The sequence below is a fragment of the Mucilaginibacter sp. dw_454 genome (assembly GCF_018449775.1).
In the GTDB taxonomy this organism is placed as follows: domain Bacteria; phylum Bacteroidota; class Bacteroidia; order Sphingobacteriales; family Sphingobacteriaceae; genus Mucilaginibacter.
The window spans coordinates 542,169-567,266 of record NZ_JAAVVB010000003.1 but is presented as its reverse complement, the minus strand read 5'-3'; the positions used below and the strand labels follow the sequence as shown (position 1 = coordinate 567,266).

20 protein-coding genes and 1 tRNA gene are annotated in these 25,098 nt (G+C 43.3%); 14 read left to right on the top strand and 7 right to left on the bottom strand.

The features are described 5' to 3' along the window. Positions 1-598: 598 nt before the first annotated feature. The 3 genes from HB679_RS12825 (at position 599) to HB679_RS12815 (ending at position 4,716) form a co-directional block, all read left to right on the top strand. On the top strand, positions 599-3,103 hold the full coding sequence (locus HB679_RS12825) for a YfhO family protein (protein WP_214072378.1): 2,505 nt from the start codon (positions 599-601) through the stop codon (positions 3,101-3,103). Between the two features lie 669 nt (positions 3,104-3,772). Further along, the gene (locus tag HB679_RS12820; protein WP_214072377.1) at positions 3,773-4,336 is read left to right on the top strand and encodes a hypothetical protein; all 564 of its coding nucleotides are present in this window, start codon (positions 3,773-3,775) and stop codon (positions 4,334-4,336) included. 149 nt (positions 4,337-4,485) lie between these two features. Continuing rightward, entirely contained in the window at positions 4,486-4,716 is a 231-nt protein-coding gene (locus tag HB679_RS12815; RefSeq protein ID WP_214072376.1) for a hypothetical protein, read from the top strand. Positions 4,717-5,617: 901 nt separating this feature from the next. Here the strand turns inward: HB679_RS12815 and HB679_RS12810 are convergent. The 3 genes from HB679_RS12810 to HB679_RS12800 all read right to left on the bottom strand — a co-directional run bounded on the left by HB679_RS12810 (position 5,618) and on the right by HB679_RS12800 (position 10,142). Continuing rightward, complete coding sequence (locus HB679_RS12810) at positions 5,618-6,724, bottom strand: AAA family ATPase (RefSeq protein WP_214072375.1); 1,107 nt, start codon at positions 6,722-6,724, stop codon at positions 5,618-5,620. 366 nt (positions 6,725-7,090) lie between these two features. After that, positions 7,091-8,752 (bottom strand): altronate dehydratase family protein, encoded by a 1,662-nt coding sequence (locus HB679_RS12805; protein ID WP_214072374.1) that lies wholly within the window; start codon positions 8,750-8,752, stop codon positions 7,091-7,093. A gap of 31 nt (positions 8,753-8,783) precedes the next feature. Next, a complete protein-coding gene (locus tag HB679_RS12800) occupies positions 8,784-10,142 on the bottom strand; it encodes an alpha-L-fucosidase (protein ID WP_214072373.1) in 1,359 nt (452 codons plus the stop codon). A gap of 176 nt (positions 10,143-10,318) precedes the next feature. Here HB679_RS12800 and HB679_RS12795 point away from each other — a divergent pair, with 176 nt between their 5' ends. Beyond that, entirely contained in the window at positions 10,319-11,185 is an 867-nt protein-coding gene (locus tag HB679_RS12795) for a helix-turn-helix domain-containing protein (RefSeq protein ID WP_214072372.1), read from the top strand. Between the two features lie 3 nt (positions 11,186-11,188). Here HB679_RS12795 and HB679_RS12790 read toward each other — a convergent pair whose 3' ends face one another. Continuing rightward, positions 11,189-11,584: a hypothetical protein gene (locus tag HB679_RS12790; protein WP_255547600.1), complete on the bottom strand. Its 396-nt coding sequence runs from the start codon at positions 11,582-11,584 to the stop codon at positions 11,189-11,191. Between the two features lie 218 nt (positions 11,585-11,802). Further along, positions 11,803-13,290 (bottom strand): phytoene desaturase family protein, encoded by a 1,488-nt coding sequence (gene crtI / locus HB679_RS12785; RefSeq protein WP_214072371.1) that lies wholly within the window; start codon positions 13,288-13,290, stop codon positions 11,803-11,805. An 83-nt stretch (positions 13,291-13,373) separates the two neighbouring features. On the opposite strand from crtI, the gene HB679_RS12780 reads away from it, so the two are divergent. The 4 genes from HB679_RS12780 (at position 13,374) to HB679_RS12765 (ending at position 17,196) form a co-directional block, all read left to right on the top strand. After that, the gene (locus tag HB679_RS12780; RefSeq protein WP_214072370.1) at positions 13,374-14,195 is read left to right on the top strand and encodes a phytoene/squalene synthase family protein; all 822 of its coding nucleotides are present in this window, start codon (positions 13,374-13,376) and stop codon (positions 14,193-14,195) included. Beyond that, complete coding sequence (locus tag HB679_RS12775) at positions 14,192-14,428, top strand: cytochrome b5 domain-containing protein (protein WP_214072369.1); 237 nt, start codon at positions 14,192-14,194, stop codon at positions 14,426-14,428. Before HB679_RS12780 ends, HB679_RS12775 begins: the two co-directional genes overlap by 4 nt. A 696-nt stretch (positions 14,429-15,124) precedes the next feature. Next, entirely contained in the window at positions 15,125-15,706 is a 582-nt protein-coding gene (locus HB679_RS12770) for a sigma-70 family RNA polymerase sigma factor (RefSeq protein WP_214072368.1), read from the top strand. Further along, positions 15,703-17,196 carry a porin family protein gene (locus tag HB679_RS12765; RefSeq protein WP_214072367.1) on the top strand — a complete coding sequence of 498 codons (1,494 nt, stop codon included), beginning with the start codon at positions 15,703-15,705 and terminating at the stop codon, positions 17,194-17,196. Before HB679_RS12770 ends, HB679_RS12765 begins: the two co-directional genes overlap by 4 nt. Positions 17,197-17,271: 75 nt before the next feature. On the opposite strand, the gene HB679_RS12760 is transcribed toward HB679_RS12765, so the two are convergent. Then, positions 17,272-18,189: a PfkB family carbohydrate kinase gene (locus HB679_RS12760; RefSeq protein ID WP_214072366.1), complete on the bottom strand. Its 918-nt coding sequence runs from the start codon at positions 18,187-18,189 to the stop codon at positions 17,272-17,274. Between the two features lie 211 nt (positions 18,190-18,400). On the opposite strand from HB679_RS12760, the gene HB679_RS12755 reads away from it, so the two are divergent. The 3 genes from HB679_RS12755 (at position 18,401) to HB679_RS12745 (ending at position 19,927) form a co-directional block, all read left to right on the top strand. Then, a tRNA-Asn gene (locus HB679_RS12755) sits at positions 18,401-18,474 on the top strand. A gap of 69 nt (positions 18,475-18,543) precedes the next feature. Continuing rightward, positions 18,544-19,134, top strand: a complete 591-nt coding sequence (locus HB679_RS12750; RefSeq protein WP_214072365.1) for an SGNH/GDSL hydrolase family protein — start codon at positions 18,544-18,546, stop codon at positions 19,132-19,134. 64 nt (positions 19,135-19,198) lie between these two features. After that, the gene (locus tag HB679_RS12745) at positions 19,199-19,927 is read left to right on the top strand and encodes an alpha/beta hydrolase-fold protein (RefSeq protein ID WP_255547599.1); all 729 of its coding nucleotides are present in this window, start codon (positions 19,199-19,201) and stop codon (positions 19,925-19,927) included. 127 nt (positions 19,928-20,054) lie between these two features. Here the strand turns inward: HB679_RS12745 and HB679_RS12740 are convergent, their stop codons facing one another. After that, positions 20,055-20,654 carry a class I SAM-dependent methyltransferase gene (locus tag HB679_RS12740; RefSeq protein WP_214072364.1) on the bottom strand — a complete coding sequence of 200 codons (600 nt, stop codon included), beginning with the start codon at positions 20,652-20,654 and terminating at the stop codon, positions 20,055-20,057. A gap of 478 nt (positions 20,655-21,132) precedes the next feature. Between HB679_RS12740 and HB679_RS12735 the strand changes: the two genes are divergently transcribed. Genes HB679_RS12735 through HB679_RS12725 form a run of 3 tightly spaced genes read left to right on the top strand, consistent with a single transcriptional unit; the run spans position 21,133 to position 25,041 of the window. Next, the gene (locus tag HB679_RS12735) at positions 21,133-22,416 is read left to right on the top strand and encodes an O-antigen ligase family protein (protein WP_214072363.1); all 1,284 of its coding nucleotides are present in this window, start codon (positions 21,133-21,135) and stop codon (positions 22,414-22,416) included. Beyond that, positions 22,417-23,874 carry an oligosaccharide flippase family protein gene (locus HB679_RS12730; protein ID WP_214072362.1) on the top strand — a complete coding sequence of 486 codons (1,458 nt, stop codon included), beginning with the start codon at positions 22,417-22,419 and terminating at the stop codon, positions 23,872-23,874. 15 nt (positions 23,875-23,889) lie between these two features. Continuing rightward, positions 23,890-25,041, top strand: a complete 1,152-nt coding sequence (locus HB679_RS12725) for a glycosyltransferase family 4 protein (RefSeq protein WP_214072361.1) — start codon at positions 23,890-23,892, stop codon at positions 25,039-25,041. Positions 25,042-25,098 lie beyond the last annotated feature (57 nt).

The window sequence follows — 25,098 nt, the reverse complement described above, 5'->3', positions numbered from 1 at the left end:
GGGCAAAAATCGGCCGTTCGTTTTGTAATAATTTGGATAGGGAGTGGCGGATTGTGAGTTGCAGGTTATAAGTTAAAGGTTGCATGTGGCGCAGACTGGTTCCCCCCTTAAGAGTGGCGCGACTGCAGGGGTGTGTTAATAAAGCGATAAGGATAACATGGGCGTTCCCTTCGGGCCGCGCTATCCGCTCATACTGCGCGAGGCCTTAGCCACAGGCCGGTATCCGCTGCTATCGCTAACGCAGGGGCATCCTCCCCACCACGTCGTCGCGAACGAGGTACGAGTGTGGCGATCTCCGGATCCGCGTTTATATATTAGTTGTTAAGAGCAAGCGAGACCCATTCTGGTCGAAGTTTAGCGATAGCGTAACTTCGACCTAATATGTCGCAAGCATTCTGCTTGCATATGAGCACTGCAAAGCAAGTTGAAAACTTGCCCTATTTTAGGTCGAAGTTTTCAACTTCGACCAGGGGGGGCGGCCTTTATATTTTAATAATAAATAGCCTCAATAACCACAAGCGGGGTTTTTACTATAGCCCTGAATAATTTATTATGTGCCTCATAATATTATCTTTGAAGTATATAATTACAAACACCTATGATAGATTGGTTAAAGCGTAACGGGATACATTTTGCTGTTGCGGGCGTTTTTTTCGTATTATGTTTCGTCTATTTTGCGCCCGCTTTTCAGGGGAAAGTGCTGGGCCAGGGCGATGTACTGGGTGCGCAATCAACCACCAAAGAAATTATGGATTATCGTGCCCGCGATACCACCATTTTATGGACCAACCAAATTTTTGGCGGCATGCCTGCCTACCAGGTTTGGGCACCTTACAAAGCCAACATCACTACACATATTGTGAGTGTGCTGGCTTACGCTATTCCCAGTCCGGTTGGTATTATATTGGTGTTTTTACTAGGCACCTACTTTTTGTTTAACGTTTTAAAACTCAGCCCCTGGCTGGCAGCAGCGGGTGCCGTTGCTTTCACCTTTACGTCCAACAACATCATTTTACTTGCAGCGGGGCACGCCAGCCAGGCTTTTGCTATCGCTTTTTTTGCACCTATCATTGCAAGTATATTGTTAACCTTGAGAGGGCGGTATTTATTAGGCTCGTCATTAATGGCGCTGTTTTTGGCGCTCGAAATTAAGGTTAACCACCTGCAAATGACTTATTACTTGTTGTTTGCTATATTAATTTTAATAGGCTTTGAGCTTTATCATGCCATCAAAAATAAAAACACCGGCACGCTGTTTAAATCGCTTGGATATCTGTCGGCAGCCTCATTATTGGCATTCACGGTAAATGCATCTACCCTATGGAGCACTTATGAATATGGTAAAGACAGCTACCGCGGCAAATCCAACCTAACCAATAATGTTAAAGAGCCGCAAAATGGTTTGGCCAGAGATTATATCTATCAATACAGCCAGGGCGTGGCCGAATGCTTTACTTTTTTAGTACCAAATGCCTCCGGCGGAGCCTCGGGTCCTGAGCTATTTAATGAGGACTCAGAAATGGTTAAAGTGCTTACCGATAAAGGACAATCTGCAGAACAAGCATTAAATATAGTACAACAAATAACCACCAACCCAAACATGGCAGGGCTATCGCTCTATTGGGGCGATAAACGGCCAAGTACCGCCGGCCCCTATTACTTTGGCGCAGGCATTTGCCTGTTGTTTGTGCTGGGGTTAATCATTGTTAAAAACCGGCTTAAATGGTGGTTAATCATTACCGTAGTGCTAACTATGTTATTATCATTCGGCGGCAACTGGCCGTACTTGCCTGATCTGTTTTTAAAATATGTTCCATTGTATAATAAGTTTCGCGCACCCGAATTTATTTTGGCTTTAGCCGGCTTTTGTGTATCGATAATGGCCTTACTGGCTATACAGGAAATTATCATTACAAAAGATAAAAAAGTGCTAACCAAAAAATTATTGCTGGCCCTGTATATCACTGGTGGCATTGTTTTGGTATTGATTATTATGCCCGAATTGCTGTTGAGTTTCAGGCCAGGCGATCAACAAAGCAGCGTGGCTAATTTAACCCAGGGATTGAGAGGCGATGCTGCAATGGCCAACGCCTTAGCTAATGCTGTGATAAAAGACAGGACCAATCTTGAACGTGCCGATGCGATCAGATCGTTGGCTTTTGTATTGGTAACCTTTGGTATTGTATGGCTATTTATCAAGCAAAAAGTAAACCTTACCACGCTTTCGCTGGCGCTACTTGCAGTGACACTGGTTGATCTTTGGCAGGTAGATAAGCGTTATTTGAAGGATACCGACTTTACCGATAAACAAGACGTAGCCTTGCAGCCAAGGCCCGTTGATACAGAGATAGCCAAAGATACCGACCCCGATTTCAGGGTGTTTGACGCTACGGCTTCTATCAAACAAGACGTACAGAATCCCTTTTTCCACAAATCTTTAGGCGGGTATTCGGCCGCGCGTATGAAGCGGTATGATGAGTTGATTGACAACCAGTTTGCTAAAGAAACCAATCCTGCCATATTGAACATGCTGAATGCCAAATACATCATTGCGCCTGATTCAACCAAACGTGGCGAAACACTGTATCCTAATAGCGAAGCCTGTGGAAATGCCTGGTTTGTAAAAAACATCAGGTACGTAGCAGGTGCCGATGCCGAGATGGAAGCACTCAGTCATTTTACACCGAAACATGAGGCCATTATAGATAAGCAATATCAAAACCTTTTGGGCAGTGAAACGCCGGGAGGCGATACTACTGCCGTGATAAAGCTTACTAATTATAACCCGGATCATATGGTTTATCAATCATCAGCCAAAACCGCTCGAGTGGCCATTTTCTCTGAAATCTATTATAATAAGGGCTGGAAGTTATTTATTGACGGCACAGAGAAACCCTATTTCAGAGCCGATTACCTGTTAAGAGCCGCCGTCATCCCCCCGGGACAGCATAAGGTAGAATTTATATTTCACCCTGCATCCTATTACACCGGCGAAAAAATTTCAATGGCCGGTTCTGTGCTGCTGATATTGCTTTTAATAGGTGCCTTGTTTGGCGATGGTATACGTAACGCTGTAGTTGGTAAAGCTCAAAAAGAGAAGTAGCGGGGAAATAAAATTATTTTTAAAATGGCCGACATGTCGCAAGCATTCTGCTTGCATGCGCACTGCAAAGCAAGTTGAAAACTTCGACCGGTGAGGATGGGTTGCCCTCTTGAGAAGGGACGCGGTGGGCGATGCGGTTGCAGGTGTGTGTTAGTGAATCGATAAGGGCGTTCCCGCTGATAGAAGCGGGCCGCGCTATTCGCTCATACTGCGCAAGGCCTTAGCCGCGAGGCCGGTATCCGCTGCTATCGCTAACGCGGGCATTCATACACACACGCTCACCACCACGTCATCGCGAACGAGGTACGAGTGTGGCGATCTAGGGGTCGCGTTTATCTATTAGTTGTTAACAGCAAGCGGAACACTTGCGGTAGCGGGTGCAATCTGATATTGACACACGCGTGCACAAGCGGTGGCAGTCTCTTCACCACGTCATCGCGAACGAGGTACGAGTGTGGCGATCTCCGGATCGCCCATTCTAGTCGAAGTTTAGCGATAGCGTAACTTTGACCTAATATGTCGCAAGCATTCTGCTTGCCTATGAGCACTGCAAAGCAAGTTGAAAACTTGCCATATTTTAGGTCGATTTGAAAACTTCGAGCAGTGGTGGCGATGAATCTAGTTAGTGTCATATCATTTAAAATATTATTTTAGCAAAAACCTAAATTTATGGAAGTAGAAGTAATCCCTATCGGATCTGTTACTATTTACACGGGAGGAAGCTTTTTACGTGAGCGCTATGCTGATGAAGGCCTTCAACTACAAGTATCAATGTTTATTGCGCAGCTATTGGAACGACGGATTACTGACGTTATGGGGGCAAATCGCGTCGTGATATTGAAAGTAAATACACATGTTGGTTGCATTGTAACGACTTTGACGTTAGGCATGATTGGTACCGGAATTTTTGCAGTTACTAAGGACTACGAGAAACTTAGAGCAAATCTGCCACTCATTTTAAAAGATTTAAAAAATGGATACCTTTGGATTAGAACAAAAACAGAAGGTGAAGTTAATTGGGAGGTAACTCAGCACAGCACTGAACTTTCTGACACGGATAAACAATCATATGAGCAAGGGCTACCTGCGTCGAATCCTGATTTAGGTGAGCGGTTATTCATAACCAACACGGCAGTAATGCGTGAAGATCTATTAATAACGTTAATAGAAGAAAACAAGCAAATTCTAACTGACATTCATTACACATTTGGTCCGACGTCTCAATCAGATTAAATTAATTTCCCATACCGGTCGAAGTTTAGCGACAGCGTAACTTCGTCCTGATATATCGCAGGCATTCTGCTTGCATAAACGTACCAAAACAAGTTGAAAACTTTTTAAATTTGGAACACAGTCAATTACTGGAATTATCTCGCCAATCAATGAAAGATTATAAATACTGGATCATTCAAGAATGTTCTACAGGAATTTATTATTACTACTGTGGTTACTATGAAACGGGGAAACCGGTTTTTAATATGGCTATTGCAGATGCATTACATATAGCGTCACTAGATAATGCCAAAATGATTTATAAAATTTTAAATCCGATTGTACCTTGTGATATATTAGTTGTTGAGAAAAATCTCATAACAAAAGTATTCCCATTATAGCCCATATTGATCAAAGTATAACGATAGCCTAACTTCATCAGTAGCCAAATTAATTAGCATGTGTAGAGATTGCTTCGTTCCTCGCAATGACGCGGCGGGGAGGTGTGGCGGCCTACTTAGCACGTGGGATGCCGAAACAAGTTCGGCATGACGGTACTGGATGTAAAGGCAATGGATGAACAAAAAAGCGCGGGACCGTCAGACGGACAGCTTCGGGCGAAATCAGGTAAAACAATGATGGCCTTGTGCGGCTGCAGGGGTGTTAGGAATGTTGCCTGAAGCGTTGGCCCATGCGCGACAACCGGCGGCAACAGGCCCCCTCCCCAGGTTTTACCTGATTTGCGGGGTAAAGGCCTTGTACGGCAAAAGAAGCATTCCGTATGACTTGATTTTTGATTACTTTGTATCAAGACAAAGTAATAGCCCTAGCGGCGAATGAGCGACATCAAGCGATAAGCCAACCAAGCGATCCGGAGATTGTTACGCTCGTATCTCGCTCACAATGACGTGGTGGAGAGGAGAAGGCACAAGTAAACCTATACACACGTGCCTGGCCCGTCATACTTGCGCCAGCTGGAGATATGCTAACCGAGCGATCCGGAGATCGCCACAATTGATTAGCATATGTAAAGATTGCGTAGTGGCCGCGCAATGACGTGATGGTGAAGAGATCGTCACGCTCGTACCTCGCTCACGATGACGTGGTGAGAGAGTCACGAGTAGCCTTTTCACACAAACCCAACCCCTCATACTTGCGCCAGCTCCTCAACAAGCGATCCGGAGATTGTCACGCTCGTACCTCGCTCACAATGACGTGGTGGGGCGTGATATTTTGCCGAGCATATTCGCGATTGCCACGCTCTCGCTCGCAATGACAGTTTGATTATTGAATTTGACTTAATTACACCGCCCCTACCCGCTCCAATTTCCTGATCAACCTAAAAACTGTACTATAAGCAATCCCCGTTTCCGACTCGATAGCGCGGACGGATATACCTTGTTTGTGCAGTTCGAGGATACGGTTTTCGGTGAATTTGCGTTGCTGATCGGTGTAGTGCAGCAAGTGCGCGGCTTCATTGGCCTGGCCGGTAAATTCAAAATGCAGGAAGTTTTGGGGCTTGACCAGGCGGCACAGGCAGACATTGTCGGCACCGTAAATTTGATTGCCGCTGCGTTGCTTGATCTGTTTGATATAGCGCAGGTCTTTTTGTGTTTGGCTTTCGCCGATGGCAAAAGCACTGTCGGCAAAGTTGATGAGCATTTTGCTACCCTGCAAATCATTCCGGCTGAGCGGTTTTGCGGGGTTACGCTTGGGCGTATGTGCCAATACCAAAATAGACAAACCATATTGTTGTTTAATGGCTTGCAGCTTACGCATCAGGCTTATGGCGGTGGCCGCCGCCTCGGTTCCGCTGCGCAGGCAGGTAATGTTATCGATGATCATGATCCGTGCTTTGCTGGCCACCAGCACATTTTCGATGGAATTATTGAGGTACTCGGCATAAGTATCAAACTTGCGCGAATTGGCATCCGGGTTAAAAACCAGGCGGAGAAAATCGTCGCTGAAATAATGGTCGCCGAGATCATCGTTACTGTAACGCTGCCTGAACTGCGCGGCGCTCAGCTCGAAATCAAAGTATAAAACCATTTCGGGTTTGCGGGCTGTGCTAAAACCGGGAATAGCTTCGCTCCTGCTCAGGCTGTCGCCAATTTGTACGGCCAGGATAGATTTACCCACGTTAGTATCGGCAAACATAATGGCCAGCTCGCCCTGGTACCAGAAATCGCCAAATAACATATTGCTGACTTTAGGGCCGTCGTTAGCTACTCGCAGCCAGTCGCCGGCAGTCTTGGTTATGAAAGCATATTTATAGTCTTCAGGGCCGCGAAAGTACTCGTTAAGTTTTTTGGTTTCTTTTTTGGTTAAGGGACCGCGGACAGATTTGCGGAGGAGCTCGATCTCGGGCGGACGCTCGGAGGAAGGATTGTGAATGGGATCGTATTGCATAATTTAAGATTTTATGCAAGATACCGGGTATTTTTCAGCGAAGTGGTGACAGTGTTTTGTCAGTAGGGACCAAGACGGCCGTCGCACCCTCCACCCCGTCATCGTGAGCGAGGTACGAGCGTGACGATCTCCGGATCGCTTGTTTACCTTCTTGTCGTATAGAGATCGTCACGCTAGCGCTCACGATGACGTGGTGGTGAAAGTAATGTCATTTAACAACAAAATGAAACAAAAGAGTACTTAAAAGTCATTTTTACTGTTTCATTTTGTTTCACTTAAAAATCATAAAATCCTAACAATCAATACCCTAACAGATAAGGCTGTTTCACTTGTTTCATTTATGACACACACACGTGAAACAAAACACTATAACGAAACACCGCGCTTCCACGGGATGAAGTCATCCTGCCCTAACTGTACCGATTTTGGCTGAACCACACCGCTAGCTACGTCGATGACATAGTTGAGAATGCGCTCGCCGGTTTGCTCGATGGTTTCGGTGCCCTCCACAATGGTACCGCAGTTAATGTCAATGATATCCGGCATCCGCTCATAAATGCGGGTATTGGTAGATAGCTTGATCACCGGGGTTATAGGGTTACCGGTTGGAGTACCCAGGCCGGTAGTGAATAGTACAATGTTAGCACCCGAGCCTACCTCGGCAGTGGTGCTTTCCACGTCGCTGCCTGGCGTGCATAACAGGTTAAGGCCGGGTTTAGTCACCTTCTCGGGATAGTCCAACACAGCAGTAACCGGCGAGTTACCACCCTTCTTAGCCGCACCTGCCGACTTGATGGCATCGGTAATCAAGCCATCGCGCACATTGCCCGGCGAAGGGTTGGCGTAAAAGCCGGAACCATCTGCCTCGGCGCGGGCATTGTAGGTACGCATCAAGTGCATGAACTTCTGTGCGGTATCAACATCTACACAGCGGTCGCTCAGCTCCTGCTCTACCCCACAAAGCTCGGGGAACTCAGCCAATATCACGCTGCCACCCAGGCTCACCAGCACATCAGACACATAACCCAAAGCCGGGTTAGCCGATATACCCGAAAATCCGTCGGACCCACCGCACTCCAAGCCAATACAGATCTTGTTGATCGGCGCCGGGCGGCGTTCTTGTTTATTAGCTTCTATTAAGCCGGCAAAGGTTTGCTTCAGGGCCTCCTGCATTAACACGCTCTCTTTACCTATCTTCTGCTGCTCCAGCATGATGAGCGGCTTGCTGAAGTTAGGGTCGCGCTTCTTGATCTCGTCTTCCAGGATACTGGCTTGCGCGTGCTGGCAACCCAGGCTTAATACGGTAGCGCCCGCCACGTTAGGGTGCGTAATGTAGCCAGCCAGCAATCCGCATAAAGCGTCAGAGTCTGACTTGGTGCCACCGCAACCCATATCATGGGTCAGGAATTTGATGCCGTCTATGTTCTCAAACAGCTTGCTCCGCCCTTTCTCTGCCGATTGCATCTGCAAATCAGCATTCAATATCGATTCAACCGAACTGCCTGTCTTATACAGGTCTATCAGGCTGTCCACCTCTGTCTCATAAGTCTTAGCCTTGCGGAAACCCAGTTTCTCTACCAATGCATCCTTTAACACCATGATATTGCGGTTCTCGCAAAACACCAGCGGTATCACTAACCAGTAGTTAGCCGTACCCACCGAGCCATCACCACGGTGATAACCTAAGAAGGTGCGCTGTGCAAACTTGTCAACTTCGGGCTTGTGCCAGTTGAGCTTGCGTTCGCCCAGTTTGAAGTCGCTGGCAGCATGGTGGATGTTATCTACCGTGATAGCAGTGCCCTTGGCTATAGGCCTGTTGGTTTTGCCCACCAGCACGCCATACATGTAAATTTCGGCATCGGTATCCAGGTCGCTTATGGTAAATTTGTGTTTGACGGCTACATCGGTCGCCAGCGTGATGCTATCCCCGTTAAAAGGGATAACAGTACCGGCAGGCAGATCTTGTAAGGCCACCAACACATTATCATGTGGATGTATTCTTAAAACAGTTTCTTTTTGAACAGACATTGTATCAGTTGTATATATGATTTATGTGATGCTATTGCAGGCTAAGCTCCACAACAGGTATCTCATAAGGGGGTTTATTCTTTGGCAAAGTTACAACCAAATCATCATTATTTGCTTTATTAAGCACTTCTGAGTGATCATTCAAAAACTGTGCATACTTAACCTTGCCGGCATAGCCCGGCAGTGTCAACACACCATCGGTTGGGTAGTTGAATAAGTGCAGATACAGCTTCTTGGTTATCGGGTTATAAGTCAGCCTGTCACCTTCAGGCACTGAGAAAGAACTCGGCGCATAAGTACAGTTATAGATAGACTGGTTATTGGCGTGCATCCAGTACGACATGCTATCTAAAGCGTTGGTAGCACGGTAATCGAACTCGCCGCGGGCGGTTGGGCCTACGTTCAGGATCAGGTTACCCCCATTAGCCACCGAGGTGATCAGCAGGTCAAGTAGCTGACGGTGTGTTTTCCAGGTGTTCTCATCGCGATAGTATCCCCATGAGCCTGAGAAGGTTTGACAGGTTTCCCAGGTATGGCCACGGTATTTCTCTAACTCTTTGGTGCTCACTTGCTCAGGTGTTTCAAAGTCAGCACCGTCTTTATATTGATCCAGGTTCAAGCGATTATCAATAATGATACCCGGCTGCAGTTTCCTGATCAGTTTCACCAGTTCCACAGCGCCCCAGTCATCGGCATCCTTACCACGCATCTTGTCTTTCTTATTAGGGAACGAAAAATCTAACCAAAGGATATCTATTTTACCATAGTTGGTTAACAGCTCGGTGATTTGGTTGCGTAAGTACAGGCGATATTTAGCCATATCACGGCCTTTGTTTAGCTGCGCATAGTGCTCTTTGCTTTTATCTTTTTGAGTTAGCGGGTGGATATCATCCATCACGTAATCAGGATGGTGCCAGTCAAGCAGTGAATAATAGAAACCCACCTTTAAGCCTTGCCCTCTGAAAGCATTAACATACTCTCTAACCAAATCGCGTTTGGCTTGGGTGTTGGGTGCTTTATAGTCGGTATATTTTGAGTCGAACAAACAAAAACCTTCGTGGTGTTTGGTGGTCAATACCGCATATTTCATACCTGCGGCTTTGGCTTCTTTGGCCCATTTAGTGGGTTCAAACAAATCGGGATTAAATGCATCGAAATACTTTTGGTATTGCTCGTTGCTCAGGGCCTCGTTATGCTTCACCCATTCGTGACGGGCAGCACCCGAGTAAAGCCCCCAGTGGATAAACATACCGAAACGGCTGTCTGTCCACCAGGCCATTCGTTGTTGCTTTTGCGCATCGGTTTCGGTGCCTATCATTTTCTGAGCCCTTGCGGCCGAGAAAGAAAGCATCGCAATTAATAATGCCGGTAATAGTTTTGATCTTCTCATGGTTTTTAGTTTGATCATGGCCACTTAGCGTGGTTTGGTTTATAATTCGGTTATACCAAAGAAAGCAGAATAAGCGTTTAAAAAACTTTACGTTATTGTCTAATTATTAAATTATTTTGGCATATTTTCAATATAATGTTTATTATTAAGAATAAATTAGATAATATTATCGTCCAATGAAACCGCAATTACTCAAAGTATCTAATGACCTGGTGCACTCGTTCAGTTCAAGGCAAGACAAAGTGCCTTATGTGAACAACCACTGGCATTATCATCCGGAGGTAGAGTTAATCTACTTTAGAGAGGGCAATGGCACGCGCTTTATTGGCGATAGCATACAGCATTTTCAGTCGGGCGATGTGTATTTGGTAGGCACCAACCTGCCGCATTATTGGCGCTTTGATAACGTATATTTTGAGGACGAAGAGAATAACCATGCGGACGTAAGCGTAATACACTTTAACGAGAATTTTTGGGGTGACAGCTTTCTGCAACTGCCTGAAAACACTGTTATTCGCAACATACTCGAAAAATCGAAACACGGCATTAAGATCAATGGCGACGATAGACATTCATTGGGCAGGCTGATTGAAGCAACCGTAAAAGCAGAAGGCCCACAAAAGATCATGCTGCTGATGGAAGCCCTGATGCGTGTCGGCAGTGCCAAACAGGTAGAGGTGATCTCATCTATTGGCTCGCGGGTTGATTTTGCGACCTCAGAGAACGATCGTATCAATGCCATCTATAATTATTCGATAGCCAATTTTAAGCGTAAGATCCAGATCGAAGAAATGGCAGAGGTGGCCAATATCAGTCCAAATTCTTTCTGCCGGTACTTCAAATCGCGCACCAGTAAAACCTATTTGCAGTTTATTAATGAGATCCGCGTTGGTCATGCGTGTAAGTTGCTGATTGAAAACAAAATGAATTTAAAGCAAATTTGCTATGAGAGCGGTTTTCATAATTTCACCAGCTTTCATAAATACTTTAAAAGCATCACCGGTAAAAGCCCGCTGGTTTATCAGAAAACGGTATTTAAATAGGCTTTAAGAATCTTTCTTATTCTGCTCCTGCTCTTCTTTTTTTACCTGCAGACGTTCCAGGTTAACATCCACTTTAATGAGCGCAAAGATGGCCATGTATAAATTGGCTATCCATACTAAGGCAAAGCCGGCGAGCACATATCCGCGCCAATCGCTCAGCAATAGTTTATAGTCTGTAAAGATCAGCATTAAAATAGTCACATAGTGACTAAAGCAATACTCACACGTAAAAAGGTAAAAGAATTTACGTTTCAACAAGCTGCCTTCGCTTTTACTTTGTTTGATGCAATAATCGCGCGGCTCGCGAAATACTTCTTCATGCGTAACGGTCCAGGCAATGCAGGCAACGGGAATAGCAATTATAAATAACCAGGCAACCTGGGTAGCTAAGGGCATCATATTTTTTAATTTATCATCTTAAGTACAATTGGGATGGGTTATGGTTTGGAGGTGGATGCTTTTGCACAGCGGAGGGACTCACCCGGTCTACGCTTCGCTGGACCACCCTCTCTTCCGCAAGCGGGAAAGAGGGTTATTTGACTTTTCACATTTTATATTCACCCTCTTTTCGCCAAAGGCGAAGAGAGGGTCGACGAGCGAAGCGACGTCGGGGTGAGTCACCCGCGTTCCTTCAAATATTTCATCGCCTCCTTCGCCACAATCTGCCCGGAGATAATAGCCGGTGGCACGCCCGGCCCGGGCACTGTCAGCTGCCCTGTATATAGCAGATTCTTAACATGCTCATTGCGCATGGCCGGTTTAAAAAAAGCTGTCTGGCCTAAAGTATTGGCCAATCCATAGGCATTACCTTTAAAAGAGTGATAATCAGCTTTAAAATCATTGATGGCATAACTGCGGTTCACCACAATGCTATTGCGTATACTTTGCCCGGTAATGCTTTCAAATCGTGTTAGCAAAAGCTCAAAGTATTTTTGGCGGATGTATTTATTGTCCTCCAGTCCGGGCGCTACAGGCATTAAGAAGAACAGATTTTCACAACCTTCTGGCGCTACAGTGATATCAGTTCTTGAAGGGCAGCAAACGTAAAACAGCGGTTCATCCGGCCATTGTGGCGAGGTATAGATTTGCTTAGCATGCTGCTCAAAATCGGCATCAAAAAATAGGTTGTGGTGTTGAATGCCCTTTATTTTTTTATTCAGGCCGATGTAAAATATCAGGCTTGATGGCGACATCGTCCGCTTATCCCAATATTCGGCGGTGTAGTTTCGGTAAGGTTCATCCAGTAACTTTTGCTCCACATGCGCATAGTCTGCTCCGGCTATAACCATATCGGCATCGATATCCACTTTGTTAGTTTTGACTTTTGTCGCCCGATTGCCGGTCACCTCAATTTTAGTTACTTCGGTATCAGTTTTGACCTCGACACCCAAACTTTCGGCCAGGTTAATCATAGCGTTAACAATTTGGCGCATGCCGCCCATCGGGTACCAGGTGCCCAGTACCAAATCGGCATAGTTCATGAGACTGTACATGGCCGGAGTATTTTGCGGTGTCGCCCCTAAAAACAACACCGGAAACTCCAGCAATTGCCGCAGCTTCGGGTTTTTAAAATACCGGTTTATATGGCTGCGCATACTGCTGAGCAGTTGCATTTTCAGGCTTTTTTTGATCAGATTAAAATCCAGAAACTCGCCAAGGCTGTGCGATGGGCGGAATACGTAATCGCTCATACTCACGCGATATTTGTATTCGGCTTGTTTTAAAAACTCGTCGAGTTTAACACCGCTGCCGGGTTCGATACTTTCAAAGAGGTGAACGAGTTCCAATCTCGTTCCGGGCACATCCATTGAATCATCTTTGCCATAATAAATTCGATAGCCAGGGTCAAGTCTTTTCAAATCATAATAATCCGATGGTTTTTTGCCAAACAGCGCGAAGAAATTCTCAAAAACATCGGGCATCCAATACCAGCTTGGCCCCATGTCAAACGTAAAACCATCCTGTTGCCAAACCCGCGCGCGGCCACCGGGCTGGTCGTTTTTTTCGAGGATGGTAACCTTATACCCCTCTTTAGCCAAAACACAGGCGGCCGACAACCCGGCGAAGCCGCTGCCTATTACTACGATATGTTTTTGGGGCTGCATAAATTTGACGGCCTAAAGTAAGCAAATTGTTTTGCGGGCGGGTTGAAATATGTACTTTTGAAGCCCAGCGCACACGTGAGACAATGGATCTGTATGACGAAGCCTGTTTTGAATGCAGTAAATTAATAACCACAAAATACAGCACTTCATTCAGCAAAGGTATTAAGGCATTTAGTAAGCAATTCAGGTATCCTGTTTATGCTATTTATGGCTTTGTACGCTACGCGGACGAGATTGTGGACACTTTCCATAATCACGACAAAACCGCACTCATCCACGATTTTAAGCAGGATACTTTTAAAGCTATCGACCAAAAAATAAGTTTGAACCCGGTGTTGCACTCTTTTCAACTGATAGTCAATCAATACGACATCGACAGCCAGCTTATTGAAGAGTTTTTGCGCTCGATGGAAATGGATCTTGATCATCAAATTTATACGGATAACGATTACGAAACTTACATCCATGGCTCGGCCGGTGTGATTGGTTTGATGTGTTTGCAAATATTTTGTGAGGGTAATAAAGCACTTTACCAGCGCTTAGAACCTATGGCGCTAAGCCTGGGATCGGCTTTTCAGAAAATCAATTTTTTGCGGGATATTAAGGCTGATTATGTTGATCGCGGCCGCACGTATTTCCCCGGTGTCGACTTCAATAACTTCACTCAACAGGATAAACAGACTATCGAGGCCGATATCCAAAAAGATTTTGATAAAGGGCTTGAAGGCATCCGGCTTTTGCCAAAAGGTGTTCGGCTGGGCGTTTATACCGCTTACAGCTATTATCTTCAATTATTCAAAAAGATCCAGCGTATGCCGGTTAATGAGATCCTGGACCATCGCATCCGGATATCTAATACGCATAAAGTTGCTTTATACCTTAAAGCCATAGTTTTTAAACCATGAACGAACTGCCTGTATACACCAAATCTCAATTAGCTCTGCGCAACGGGCAAGATAAGCCTGAGGTATGGATTGCCTACAAAGGGTTAATTTATGACGTAAGCCGCAGTCGCCTATGGCGCAATGGCAAGCATTATGAGCATTGGGCCGGCCAGGATTTGACCCATGAACTGGGCGATGCGCCGCATGATGAATGGGTGTTTCAGAATTTTGATGCGATTGGGAGATTGGCATAACTATATTTCATAGCTATGTCATGCCGAACTTGTTTCGGTATCTCACCTGCTAAGCAACTCTGACAACCCGTCGCCGGAGATCCTGAAACAAGTTCAGGATGACTTCTTGAAAATAAATTTCTTTCCCACCCAACGTTCTCCCATCCTGGTGCGATGACACAATAAACACACCTTAAAAACATCAATTTAATACAGATCAAATGGAATTATTAGCTTGTATATCCTTCGCATTATTCTTGTTAATAACATTATGGGACCCTGCAAATGAGGCCCCGGGGTCCTCAACCTCTAAAAGTAATTTTACGGGTGAAAATCGTCAGCCAAATAAAATACTTGGCCGGTAAATCTGGCCAACGCATAGCTATTTAAAAATATTTTCAAATGGACCCAACGTTTCTCACCGACTCTACGATGATATGTACAAAAGGATGTCAGACACAAAAACCGTTATAGAAGAAATACAGCTTAAAAACATAAACACATCACACTTTAACCCGCATAATGACCGGCAATTGCGGGCTTGGGGAGTGGCTCAACCCTGCTCCCCTTATTTAAATTTCATTAGTAATACAAAAGCTTTGGTTTGAAGTTTGGCCAACTCATGTATATTTAAAAATATTTTCAAAATGGACCCAACGTTTTTGTAATTCGCGGCGAAGAGCGTCTTTGAGAAGCTATGTGATCGACTAATTTTGAATGAACCTGCCAAAACACCAAGCCAGCGAACTGGTTAGCGGATGCGTTAACAACAACAGGGCGGCACAAGAAGCTTTATACAAGCTTTTCTATGCCGATATGGTACGGGTATGTCACAGTTATTTGCCTGACAAGGAGTTGGCTAAAGAAGCATTCAATACCGGGTTTTTAAAGGTTTTTCAATCCATTAAAAATTTTGATGTCGAAAAAGGTGAACTGGGGGGCTGGATACGCAAGATCATGATCTATACGTCTATTGATCTTTGCCGTAAGGAGCTAAAATTCACTTCGCTTACACTGGTTGACCATGACCAGGATGACGATTTTTTCATCCAGGCGTCGGCATTAGAGAAGCTATATTTTGAAGATATCCTGGCCAAAATCCGCACGCTGCCCTATGCTACCCAAACAGTTTTTAACCTGTACGAAATGGATGGCTTTAGCCATAAAGAAATAGCAGAGCAACTGAATATCAGCGAGGGTACCTCGCGCTGGCATTTAGCCGAAGCTAAGAAGAAATTAAGAATCCTATTAACCGGCCTGACTGATGGCGGAGCAGAAAGGAGGGACAAAGCAGTATGAGCAATCGGAATCAACACCACGAGCTTTGGCAGCAAAAACGTAACGAGCTGCCGGTTAACGGCGATATAAAGACCGACTGGTCTGAGATGCATGATCTTTTGGATCAAAACATGCCGGTTGGCGGTTCTAACGGCGGCGGCTCAAATACAGGTGCCCAATTAATGCGCCTGGCTAAGTTCAAATTATTATATGTAGCAGCGGGACTGATATTGGGCGGGGCAATCACTTATGTGTTAATGCATCATGAACAGAACAATCCTATCAATAAAAATCACAAAGCAAATAAAACCGTAATCAGGAAAGATAGCACTACTACTAATAGCACTTTGCAAACAAACAGCCCGGCGGGTCAAATCAAACCGACTGCCGATTCATCTGCAAACGCTGCAAGTAATAGTGTTGTTGATGAACCCGAAGCCAATGCGGCCGATGTGAATGGTTCTTTAGCATCATCAAACAAAGATGCCAGTCATAGATCAACCGAAAACAAAGGCGCGTCGATTTTTCCCTCTAGTTATCATAATCACTTAAAGGGCTTGAGTAATAACGCGCGTTTAAATGATTATCACCAGGCAATTAATTATCATTCAGAAAATAATAATAATGGTAGCCCCCGCAGTTTGGTTTCTATCCCCCGGCAGGCGATTAACGATAGCTCATCAACCATTCAAAACCGGGCTAACAATAACAGTTTGCTATTATTGCCCCCTGCTCCTATTCCATCATTAACCTGGGAAGACATTGTCGCCAATACATCTAGTCAGCCTAAAATACTCGCTAACCCTTTCAAACCCGCCAGACAGTTATCAGTACGTAAAAAGACTAAAGCAACAAAACAGATGAGCGGTGACAAGCTTGATTGGGGATTGCTGTTAGGCGTTAATAGTAACGGCAGCTTTACGCCTAAGGTTAGAAATACTAACTTTTACGGCAGCCTTCCGGTAGATATTTATGTGGGTTTGTTTACTACTTACAACTTAAATAATCAATGGGCAATAGGTGCACAAGGCCGGTTTTTAACGCCCCATACCAGTGCCGGTAGTTATGATTATAGCCACACTATAGATGTAGAAGGTTTTAAAACGGTACAAACGTTCAAAATAAATAACTCGCGTAAGGCTTATACCATTGATGTGCCGGTGCATTTGATTTATAGGGCAACGCCAAATATCAGCATCAAAGCCGGACCATTACTAAGCATCCCTATGAAAGATGTTAACCGGATCACCTTTACTGACGAAACTTACGGAGATACCACACAGTATGTTAATGCCGTAAAAAGTTATTTGAAGTCTGTTAGTTATGAGAACAAGTTAAGATATGGCATATCTGCAGGCGCCGGATATAGCTATAGGCGTTTATCGTTGGATGCCACTTATAGCTACTATCCGCAATCGCAAAAAGTGAGTTCGTCGTTAGGCACGTTTACACAGAATACTAATAACCTGCAAATTACACTTGGCATTAAATTAAATAAACAAAAAAAATAAGTACCTAAACTATTCACAAACAAAAAGGGCGGCATGATTTAAACATGCCACCCTTTTGTTATAAAGTATTTAAGCTTATTTAATCTCGAAAGAAGATAGCTGAACAAACTCCTGGATACGTGCAGAAACTTCTGCTTCAGTAAGGTTTTTAATTTTTTCGGTGCCGAATTTCTCTACACAAAATGAAGCCAGCGCCGAGCCAAAAATGATAGCATTTTTCATGTTGTGGAAGTTAACATTGCCCACTTTGGCCATATAACCAATGAAGCCACCTGCAAAGGTATCGCCCGCACCGGTTGGGTCGAACACTTCAGCCAAAGGTAAAGCCGGTGCCGAGAAGATCTTGTCTTCATGGAACAGTAACGCGCCATGCTCACCTTTTTTAATGATCAGATATTTGGGGCCCAGGGTTAAGATTTTACGGGCTGCCTTAACCAATGAATATTCGCCAGAAAGCTGACGAGCTTCGGCATCGTTGATGGTTAATACGTCAATCAACTTGATCGTTTCCAGCAAATCGTCCATAGCAATGTCCATCCAAAAGTTCATGGTGTCCATTACAATTAATTTAGGGCGGTTTTTAAGGCGTTTAATAACCGTTTGCTGCACTTGTGGGGTAAGATTACCCAACATCAGGTATTCGCAATCCTGGTAGTTTTCAGGAATGATGGGATCAAAATCGGCCAGTACATTCAGTTCGGTTATCAGCGTATCGCGGCTGTTCATGTCGTTATGGTACTTACCGCTCCAAAAGAACGACTTCTCCCCCTTCTTGATCTGTAATCCTTCAGTATCAATACCGTGATTGTTAAAATCGGCAATTTCTGTTTGCGGAAAATCGTCGCCAACCACAGCAACAATTTTTACTTTATCATAAAAGTAAGAAGCAGCCAAACCGGCATAGGTAGCGGCGCCGCCAACAATTTTATCTGTTTTACCAAAAGGCGTTTCAATAGCGTCGAACGCTACGGTACCAATAACTAATAAACTCATTTATAAATTTTTATTTTTTGCGCAAATATTGCGAAAATCCGCCACTTATCATACGGCTACTTTCGCGGCGGTGGTTGAAAGTAAAATCATCAAGCAACACCTATTCAAAAAATAAATAAACTCATATTTAGCGACTTATATTTTTTTTAAAAAAAGATTGTGAAATAAGCGCAGAAATTATACTTTTGCACACTCCAAACCGGAAATGCACTCCTGAGTAGCTCAGCTGGTTAGAGCATCTGACTGTTAATCAGAGGGTCGCTGGTTCGAGCCCAGCCTCAGGAGCAGCGCTTAGAGCCTTTAAGTTCAAACTTGAAGGCTCTTTTTGTTTTTCAGTAATTAACAGGTTTACATATGTTTTGGTACGAGGACGAAATAAAACATTTAGAAAAGCAGCGCCAGGAGTTGACATCGCAGCCTAAATCCCTGTTTTACGGCAGCTCCTCTATCAGGCTATGGAAAAATCTAAAAACCGACTTTAGCGAATACGCTCCTATCAATCTTGGCTTTGGTGGCTCTACACTCGCGGCCTGTACCTGGTTCTTTGACCGCGTCATGAGTGATTATAAACCCGAGCGATTGGTTGTTTATGCAGGTGATAATGACCTGGGCGACGGCCGCCATCCGGAAGAGGTCTTTCTCTTTTTTCAGCAATTAGCGACGAGGGCCGAAAAACACTTTGGCTTAATACCTTGCTATTTTATTTCTCTTAAACCCAGTGCTGCACGCTGGCATATGGCAGATCAGTTCCATTTTACCAATCTCATAATTTCTGCCGAGGTAAAAAATCTCCCAAACTGGCACTGGATAGATGTTTATAGCGCCATGTTAACTGCGGATGGCAAACCCAATGCTTCTTATTTCCTGGAAGATGGCCTTCATTTAAACCCTAAAGGTTACCAGCTTTGGACTGCTATAGTTAAAAACGCGTTAAGCAATTCATAATTAACCGCAGGTTAATGTTGGCTTGATAAAAAAACAGGACATTTGGCCAAATTTTTAATTAGCAATGCATAGAGAATATCACCGGTGGTACAGCGATAGATTGGGCCGGGATATGGAGTTACTTACCTTTGGTCACGCAGGTAAGGTCGTATTATTTTTTCCACCGCGTATGGGCCGTTTTTATGATTACGAGAACTGGGGAGTTGTAGGTGCGCTTGAAGATAAGATAAACCAAGGCCAACTGCAGCTTGTTTGTGTTGACAGTATCGACGAAGAAAGCCTTTACAACAACAACGCACATCCTCAACAAAAAATAAATCGCCATTTACAGTACGAACAATATATTTTATGCGAAGTGCTGCCACTAATGCGCTCAAAGAACGCCAACAACGATTTTGGAGCAGCAGGTTGCAGTTTAGGAGCTTATCATGCTGCTAACATTAGCCTGAAGCACCCCGAACTGTTTAGCAAGCTTGTTTGCATGAGCGGCCGTTATGACCTTACCCGCGCGGTAAAATATTTTGAGGACCTTTTTCACGGCTATCATAATCAAGACATTTACTTTAATATGCCGCTTCAGTTTATGGCCAATATGGACAATGAAAAGCAATTGCAGCAAATACGCAATATTGACATTTTGCTTGCTATTGGTGAAACCGACCCATTTATTGGCGACAATTATGAGTTTAGCGAAATATTAGGCTGGAAAGGCACGCAGCACCGCTTTCACACCTGGGAAGGTTACGCCCATACCGCACGCAGTTGGCGAAAAATGGTTGAGTTGTATTTTTGATTACTTCATAACAGCTGTTGTGATGGAATAGATTTGATATAAAAAGCCCCGCACGTCCGCGGGGCTTTTTTGTTTAACATGCAATTTTATAAATTTTTATATAGTTACCCTTTTCTCCATATCAGGGTCACTTTAAACATTTTATCAGAAAGAAAGGATAGTTCTCTTTTACTTCAATAACCTCGACCAATCCTGCCTGACCGAATTCTTCGTCTATGGATTCCTGGTCATAAAAGAACATATTAACTCCGCCAAACAATTCAAAGCGATCTTTACCAATTGGTTTCCCCTGACCATAAGTTTGAGCTGTCTTCGAGATCACCGCAAATACCATCCAGCCGCCTGGTTTTAGTTGCGCGTAGCAATCATGGATTAGCTTTGCTCTTTCCTCACTATCAAGCAAATGAATTAAGGCATAACAAAAGACTCCATCATATGCGGTTTGGTCAAACGGCATATCCGTAACTGAGCCATGATAAATGATCATATCAGCATTATAATGCTGATGTGCGAGATCAATGGCGGTTTTTGATATCTCGATGCCCGTCACGTTCATTTTTGCATCTAGGAAAACCTGCGCATTTCTTCCATAGCCGAAACCCGGAATCAATACATCCTTTACAGATTGTTGCAAAAAAAAGTTTTTGGTCAATACCGCAGATTTTGCAGGTTCAAACCCCCACATTTCCTGTTTGTCGTTAAAGGCAGATTCCCAGAATTCAGTCATATACAAATAAACACATATTAATTTTTGGCACTGTTAATAACGAGTCAATTTACTCCCCACCTTAATGCAGGCTATTCCAATTTAATAATAAAGCCTCACATGTCTTTGAGGCTTTATTGTTTACATGCAATTTCTATTAACATTCATTACGCCTGATGCTCCGGCACACCGTTAGGGTCCATCCACATATATTCCCAATGGTGGCCATCCAGGTCGTCAAAGCCGTGCTGGTACATAAAACCATGTCGGTACCCGGATCAGGTACCGTTGCACCTGCCGCGGCTTTCATATGATTAATGAAGTACCGTACAACAGGTAGGATGGAATTAGCCGATTTTTTATAAAGAGGTGATTTTATTATTGAAAGTGATTGGTAAAAGCTTATTTTTAAATTGATCGTAATATAGAAACATAGGCACATTGTTTGTAGTTTTAAACACGCACGTCAAATAATGCTATTTTTGAATTTTACAGAGATTTGAAACCAATCATTTTAGGGGTATTACCCTATATCACACTTCTGCTATTTTTTTATCATCTGTTAAGAGATACAAATCCGTCGCGTGCTTATGTGGTATTTGTATTGTTGTTTTTTCCGGTCATCTATTCGCCCGATCACGTGTACAGCGTATTTGAGATAGCAACCTATTTCTTTTTCTTTTACTCGTTAAGGACAGATAAACGCATATTCTCCAAGCATACGCACCGTCTAACGTTGTACATATTAGGTGTCATGCTCATCGGCACGTTCCTATCAGATTTTATAGCCAACTCTTTGCTTTATATTATCAGGTTTTTACCTATTATCCTATACATCCATGTACTGCTTTATGAGTGTATAGATGATGAAAAGTTTTTGTTTAGGGTAATTGATCTTTTGAAAATAAACCTGGTTGTTTCGCTGGTGTTTTTGATGTTTCAGCTGGCTTTGGGCCTAGATTTCAGCTTATTTATTACCGATAATCCAAACATCGCTTTTGAGAGTATCAGATATCCCGGGATTTTCCAGGACCCGCAAAAATTTGCCCAGTTTTTATCCGCACTGAGTTTTATTACGTTGATTGATTCACCCTCGTCGCCTAAGTTTACCAGGTATAAATATTTGCTTTTTGCATTTGCTATTATCGGCTTATTTTTAACCGGTGGGCGTGCAGCATTATTGGGCTTAGTTGGCGGCATAGCTTTTATAGCACTGTTTAGCAGCCCTAAAGTACGCGCAGCAACCCTTTTAGGAGGCGCCACGCTATTTTTAGCGGGATTGGTATTAAGCAGCTACCTGGCTATTTTTAACCGTGGCGAGTCGTTAGAGAAATCGTACCTGGTACGGTATGAAATTTGGCAGCAAGCCTATAAAATAGTCGAAACCTATCCAATTTTTGGGATAGGCATGGGTAACTATTCAAAGTACGCCGAATTCTTTTTAAAAGATCAGTTTTGGCTGGTTGATGGACAAAAAGTATACTTTGACCAACCAGAGAGCGGTTATTTAAAATTTTTGGTTGAGCTTGGCTTTTTAGGAACCTTTGGTGTGTTTGCTTTTATATTTGGCGCTATTTATAATGCGCTTAAAGTTTTCTTTATCAGGGTGAAAGATTTCTATATCATCTTCCTTATTTCGGCCATTATTACCTGGCTATTCGGCTTTTACTCGGTATATTCATTGGGCGACGAACGGATAATAGTGCTTGTTGCAACCATTGTCTGTATCCTGATTGCATATAGTAAACGATACGACAAAGGCGTAGTCATTATTGAACAATAAATGAAAGGTGTATTAAAAAACAGCATATGGGGGCTTGCATCCCAAATTATTCAGAATGTGCTGCTGATGGTTTTCTTTGTGATTGTTGCCCGTAACTTTCCGAAAAAAGACTTTAGCTGTTATTTAATTGCCAACACCCTTTACCAGGTCATGGCTTCGTTTTCGGCTTTGGGGTTGGGCCAGTGGTTTATCAGGCAACTGCCGGACGAACCGGATCTGAAGGCATTTCTGAATAAGTTCCTCAAAATACAAATAAGTTCTGGCGTGTTCTTTTACGTAGTTAACGTTGTGGTAGCTTTCTTTTTGTATGACGACCCAATGATCAAAGTACTCACGGCATTGATTGGTCTGAATATTATTTTCGATAACATTATCTATACCGTTAAAAACTTAAACATTGCCCAATTTGAGCAAAACAAAACTTTTGTCGTTTTAACCATCGAGGCGGTATTAAAAGTCATTCTGGCTTGTGTGGTTTTCTTTTATCCGTATACCATCGTTGCTTTATCTGTTTTGCTGGTACTTATCCGGCTGTTTACGCTCAACCTGTTTCTTGCCATCTCAACCTCTAAACTGGCAACATTTAAATCAATCTTTAACCATAAAGTGCCTGCAGCTTATGTTAAACAATTGGTACGCACCAACTGGCCCTTTATTATTGTAGGCAGTATATCTGTTATTTACTGGCGCATAGGCAGTATCTTAATATCGAAATTTTTGCCGGTTGTTAATGTCGCTACTTATGAGGTTGCATTTAAGTTTTTTGCCGTTGCAGAGCTTATTCCGGTTATTGTGTCGTCAACAATCTTCGCTGTACTATTAAAATCATACCGCGAAGATGACCAGGCTACGTTTAATAAGCATTATCATTTCTTTTTTAAACTATACCTTCTTTACGGCTTTTTAACGTTTACGTTTTTATACTCTTTTGCCGATATTATTATCCAGCTTGCTTTCGGCAAAAACTTTGCCGACGCAGCTTTCTATACCAAAGAGATGTTTTTAACCATGCTCTTCTATCCTACCGTAATTTTGCAGGCCAACATCCTGATCGTTTTAAAATTGGAAAAAAAGGATATGTGGCTAAACATCATCAGCCTGCTGGTAAATGTGTCGCTGGCTTTAACCGGGTTTATTTTTCTTAAAAATTACGGTTCGTTTTTCAGGAGCTTGCATGTGGTTAATTTATCCATCTTGATCTCGTTTTTTGTATTCCACTTATTGCAGGATTATATCCTGATCAAAAATAAGGTCTCAACATTTCTGGAAGTTTGCTATGGGTATATTGCTTTGGTGGTCTGCTTCGCTTTATATGTGTTTTTGGCACCCCTACTCAACAACTACTTATTGTTTATTTCGTTCTGGATAATATTACTTACCGTGGTAGCCACAACTGATAAAAGGATCTCTGGATTTATCAAAGAAAAAACCGGAAGATACACCCCTCAGCCCGAATAACAACCTATAGATATTATGCTAACCGTTAATTATATAACACGCCCCTGGTTTCTTGACATTTCGGTTGAGTTTATCAAAGAGTTCAAGAAAAAAGTAAACCTAACCGTTATCATGGTAGTTAGCCCCGAAACTGCAAATTACCTGGGCATAAGCGCTGCCGATGCTAAGACTTATTTAGACAAAGAACTACCATTAGATGAAGTGCTTAAAGGTGAAACAGGCAACCGCCTGCGGCCATATTTTGAAGGCGCAAATGTTATTTGCAAGTTTGAACAGCATAAAGAAAGCAGTTATAAAAACGCACTGGGCTGGATGAGGCTATTACGAAAGTATAAAATACTTAAAGCCGACTTTAACATTATAGAAAACCTAAGCCTGGCCGACTGGTATTTTTTATTAAGACTTCGCCGAAAAAAAATATTTTATATCATCCACGACCCTAAACAGCATACCGGCGAAGAAAAGAGCCGTGTGGAGATAATTAAAAAATTATATTTTCCTTATATCCAAAAGTTTATAACGTATTCGGCCTATTCAACCCAGGAGTTTAAATTGCATTATCCGGATTATGCGGCAAAGGTATTGACTTTTAAAATGCCGGTTTTTACGCTCCAAAATCTCAACATAAAAACACCGGCAAAAAAAGCGGGAACAAAGAAGATAGTGTTCTTTGGGCGCATATCGCCATATAAAGGTGTAGAGCTGTTTTATGATGCCGCCACTACGCTTTCAAAAACAAATGATCAATTAACATTTATCATAGCCGGTAAAGCAAGCGATGAATATAATCCGTCATTTTTAACGGGTAATACTTATCCTAATATTGATATCCGTAATCGGTTTATTGACCTGGCAGAGTTGGCCGAGATTATGAACGATGCCGATCTATGCGTATTGCCTTATTTTGATGCCACGCAAAGCGGCGTTATCATGACCTGTTATGCTTTTAACCTACCCGTGCTGGTATCAGATTGCCCGGGCCTGCTGGAATATTGCATCGACAAAGAAAACTTTTCTTTCAAAAACAAAGATTTGCAAAGCCTTATCCATAAAATGCAAAATTTGGTAAATAACGATGCGTTATTGGAAAAAAACAGGCAGCAAATCAGCGAGTATGCTGTTCAAAACTGTTCATTATCAAACAGTAATCTTGTGCTCAATCAATAATCATTAAATTCGCAACTTATTTTGGTACGTGTCCGTATAACACCATTATACGTGTTC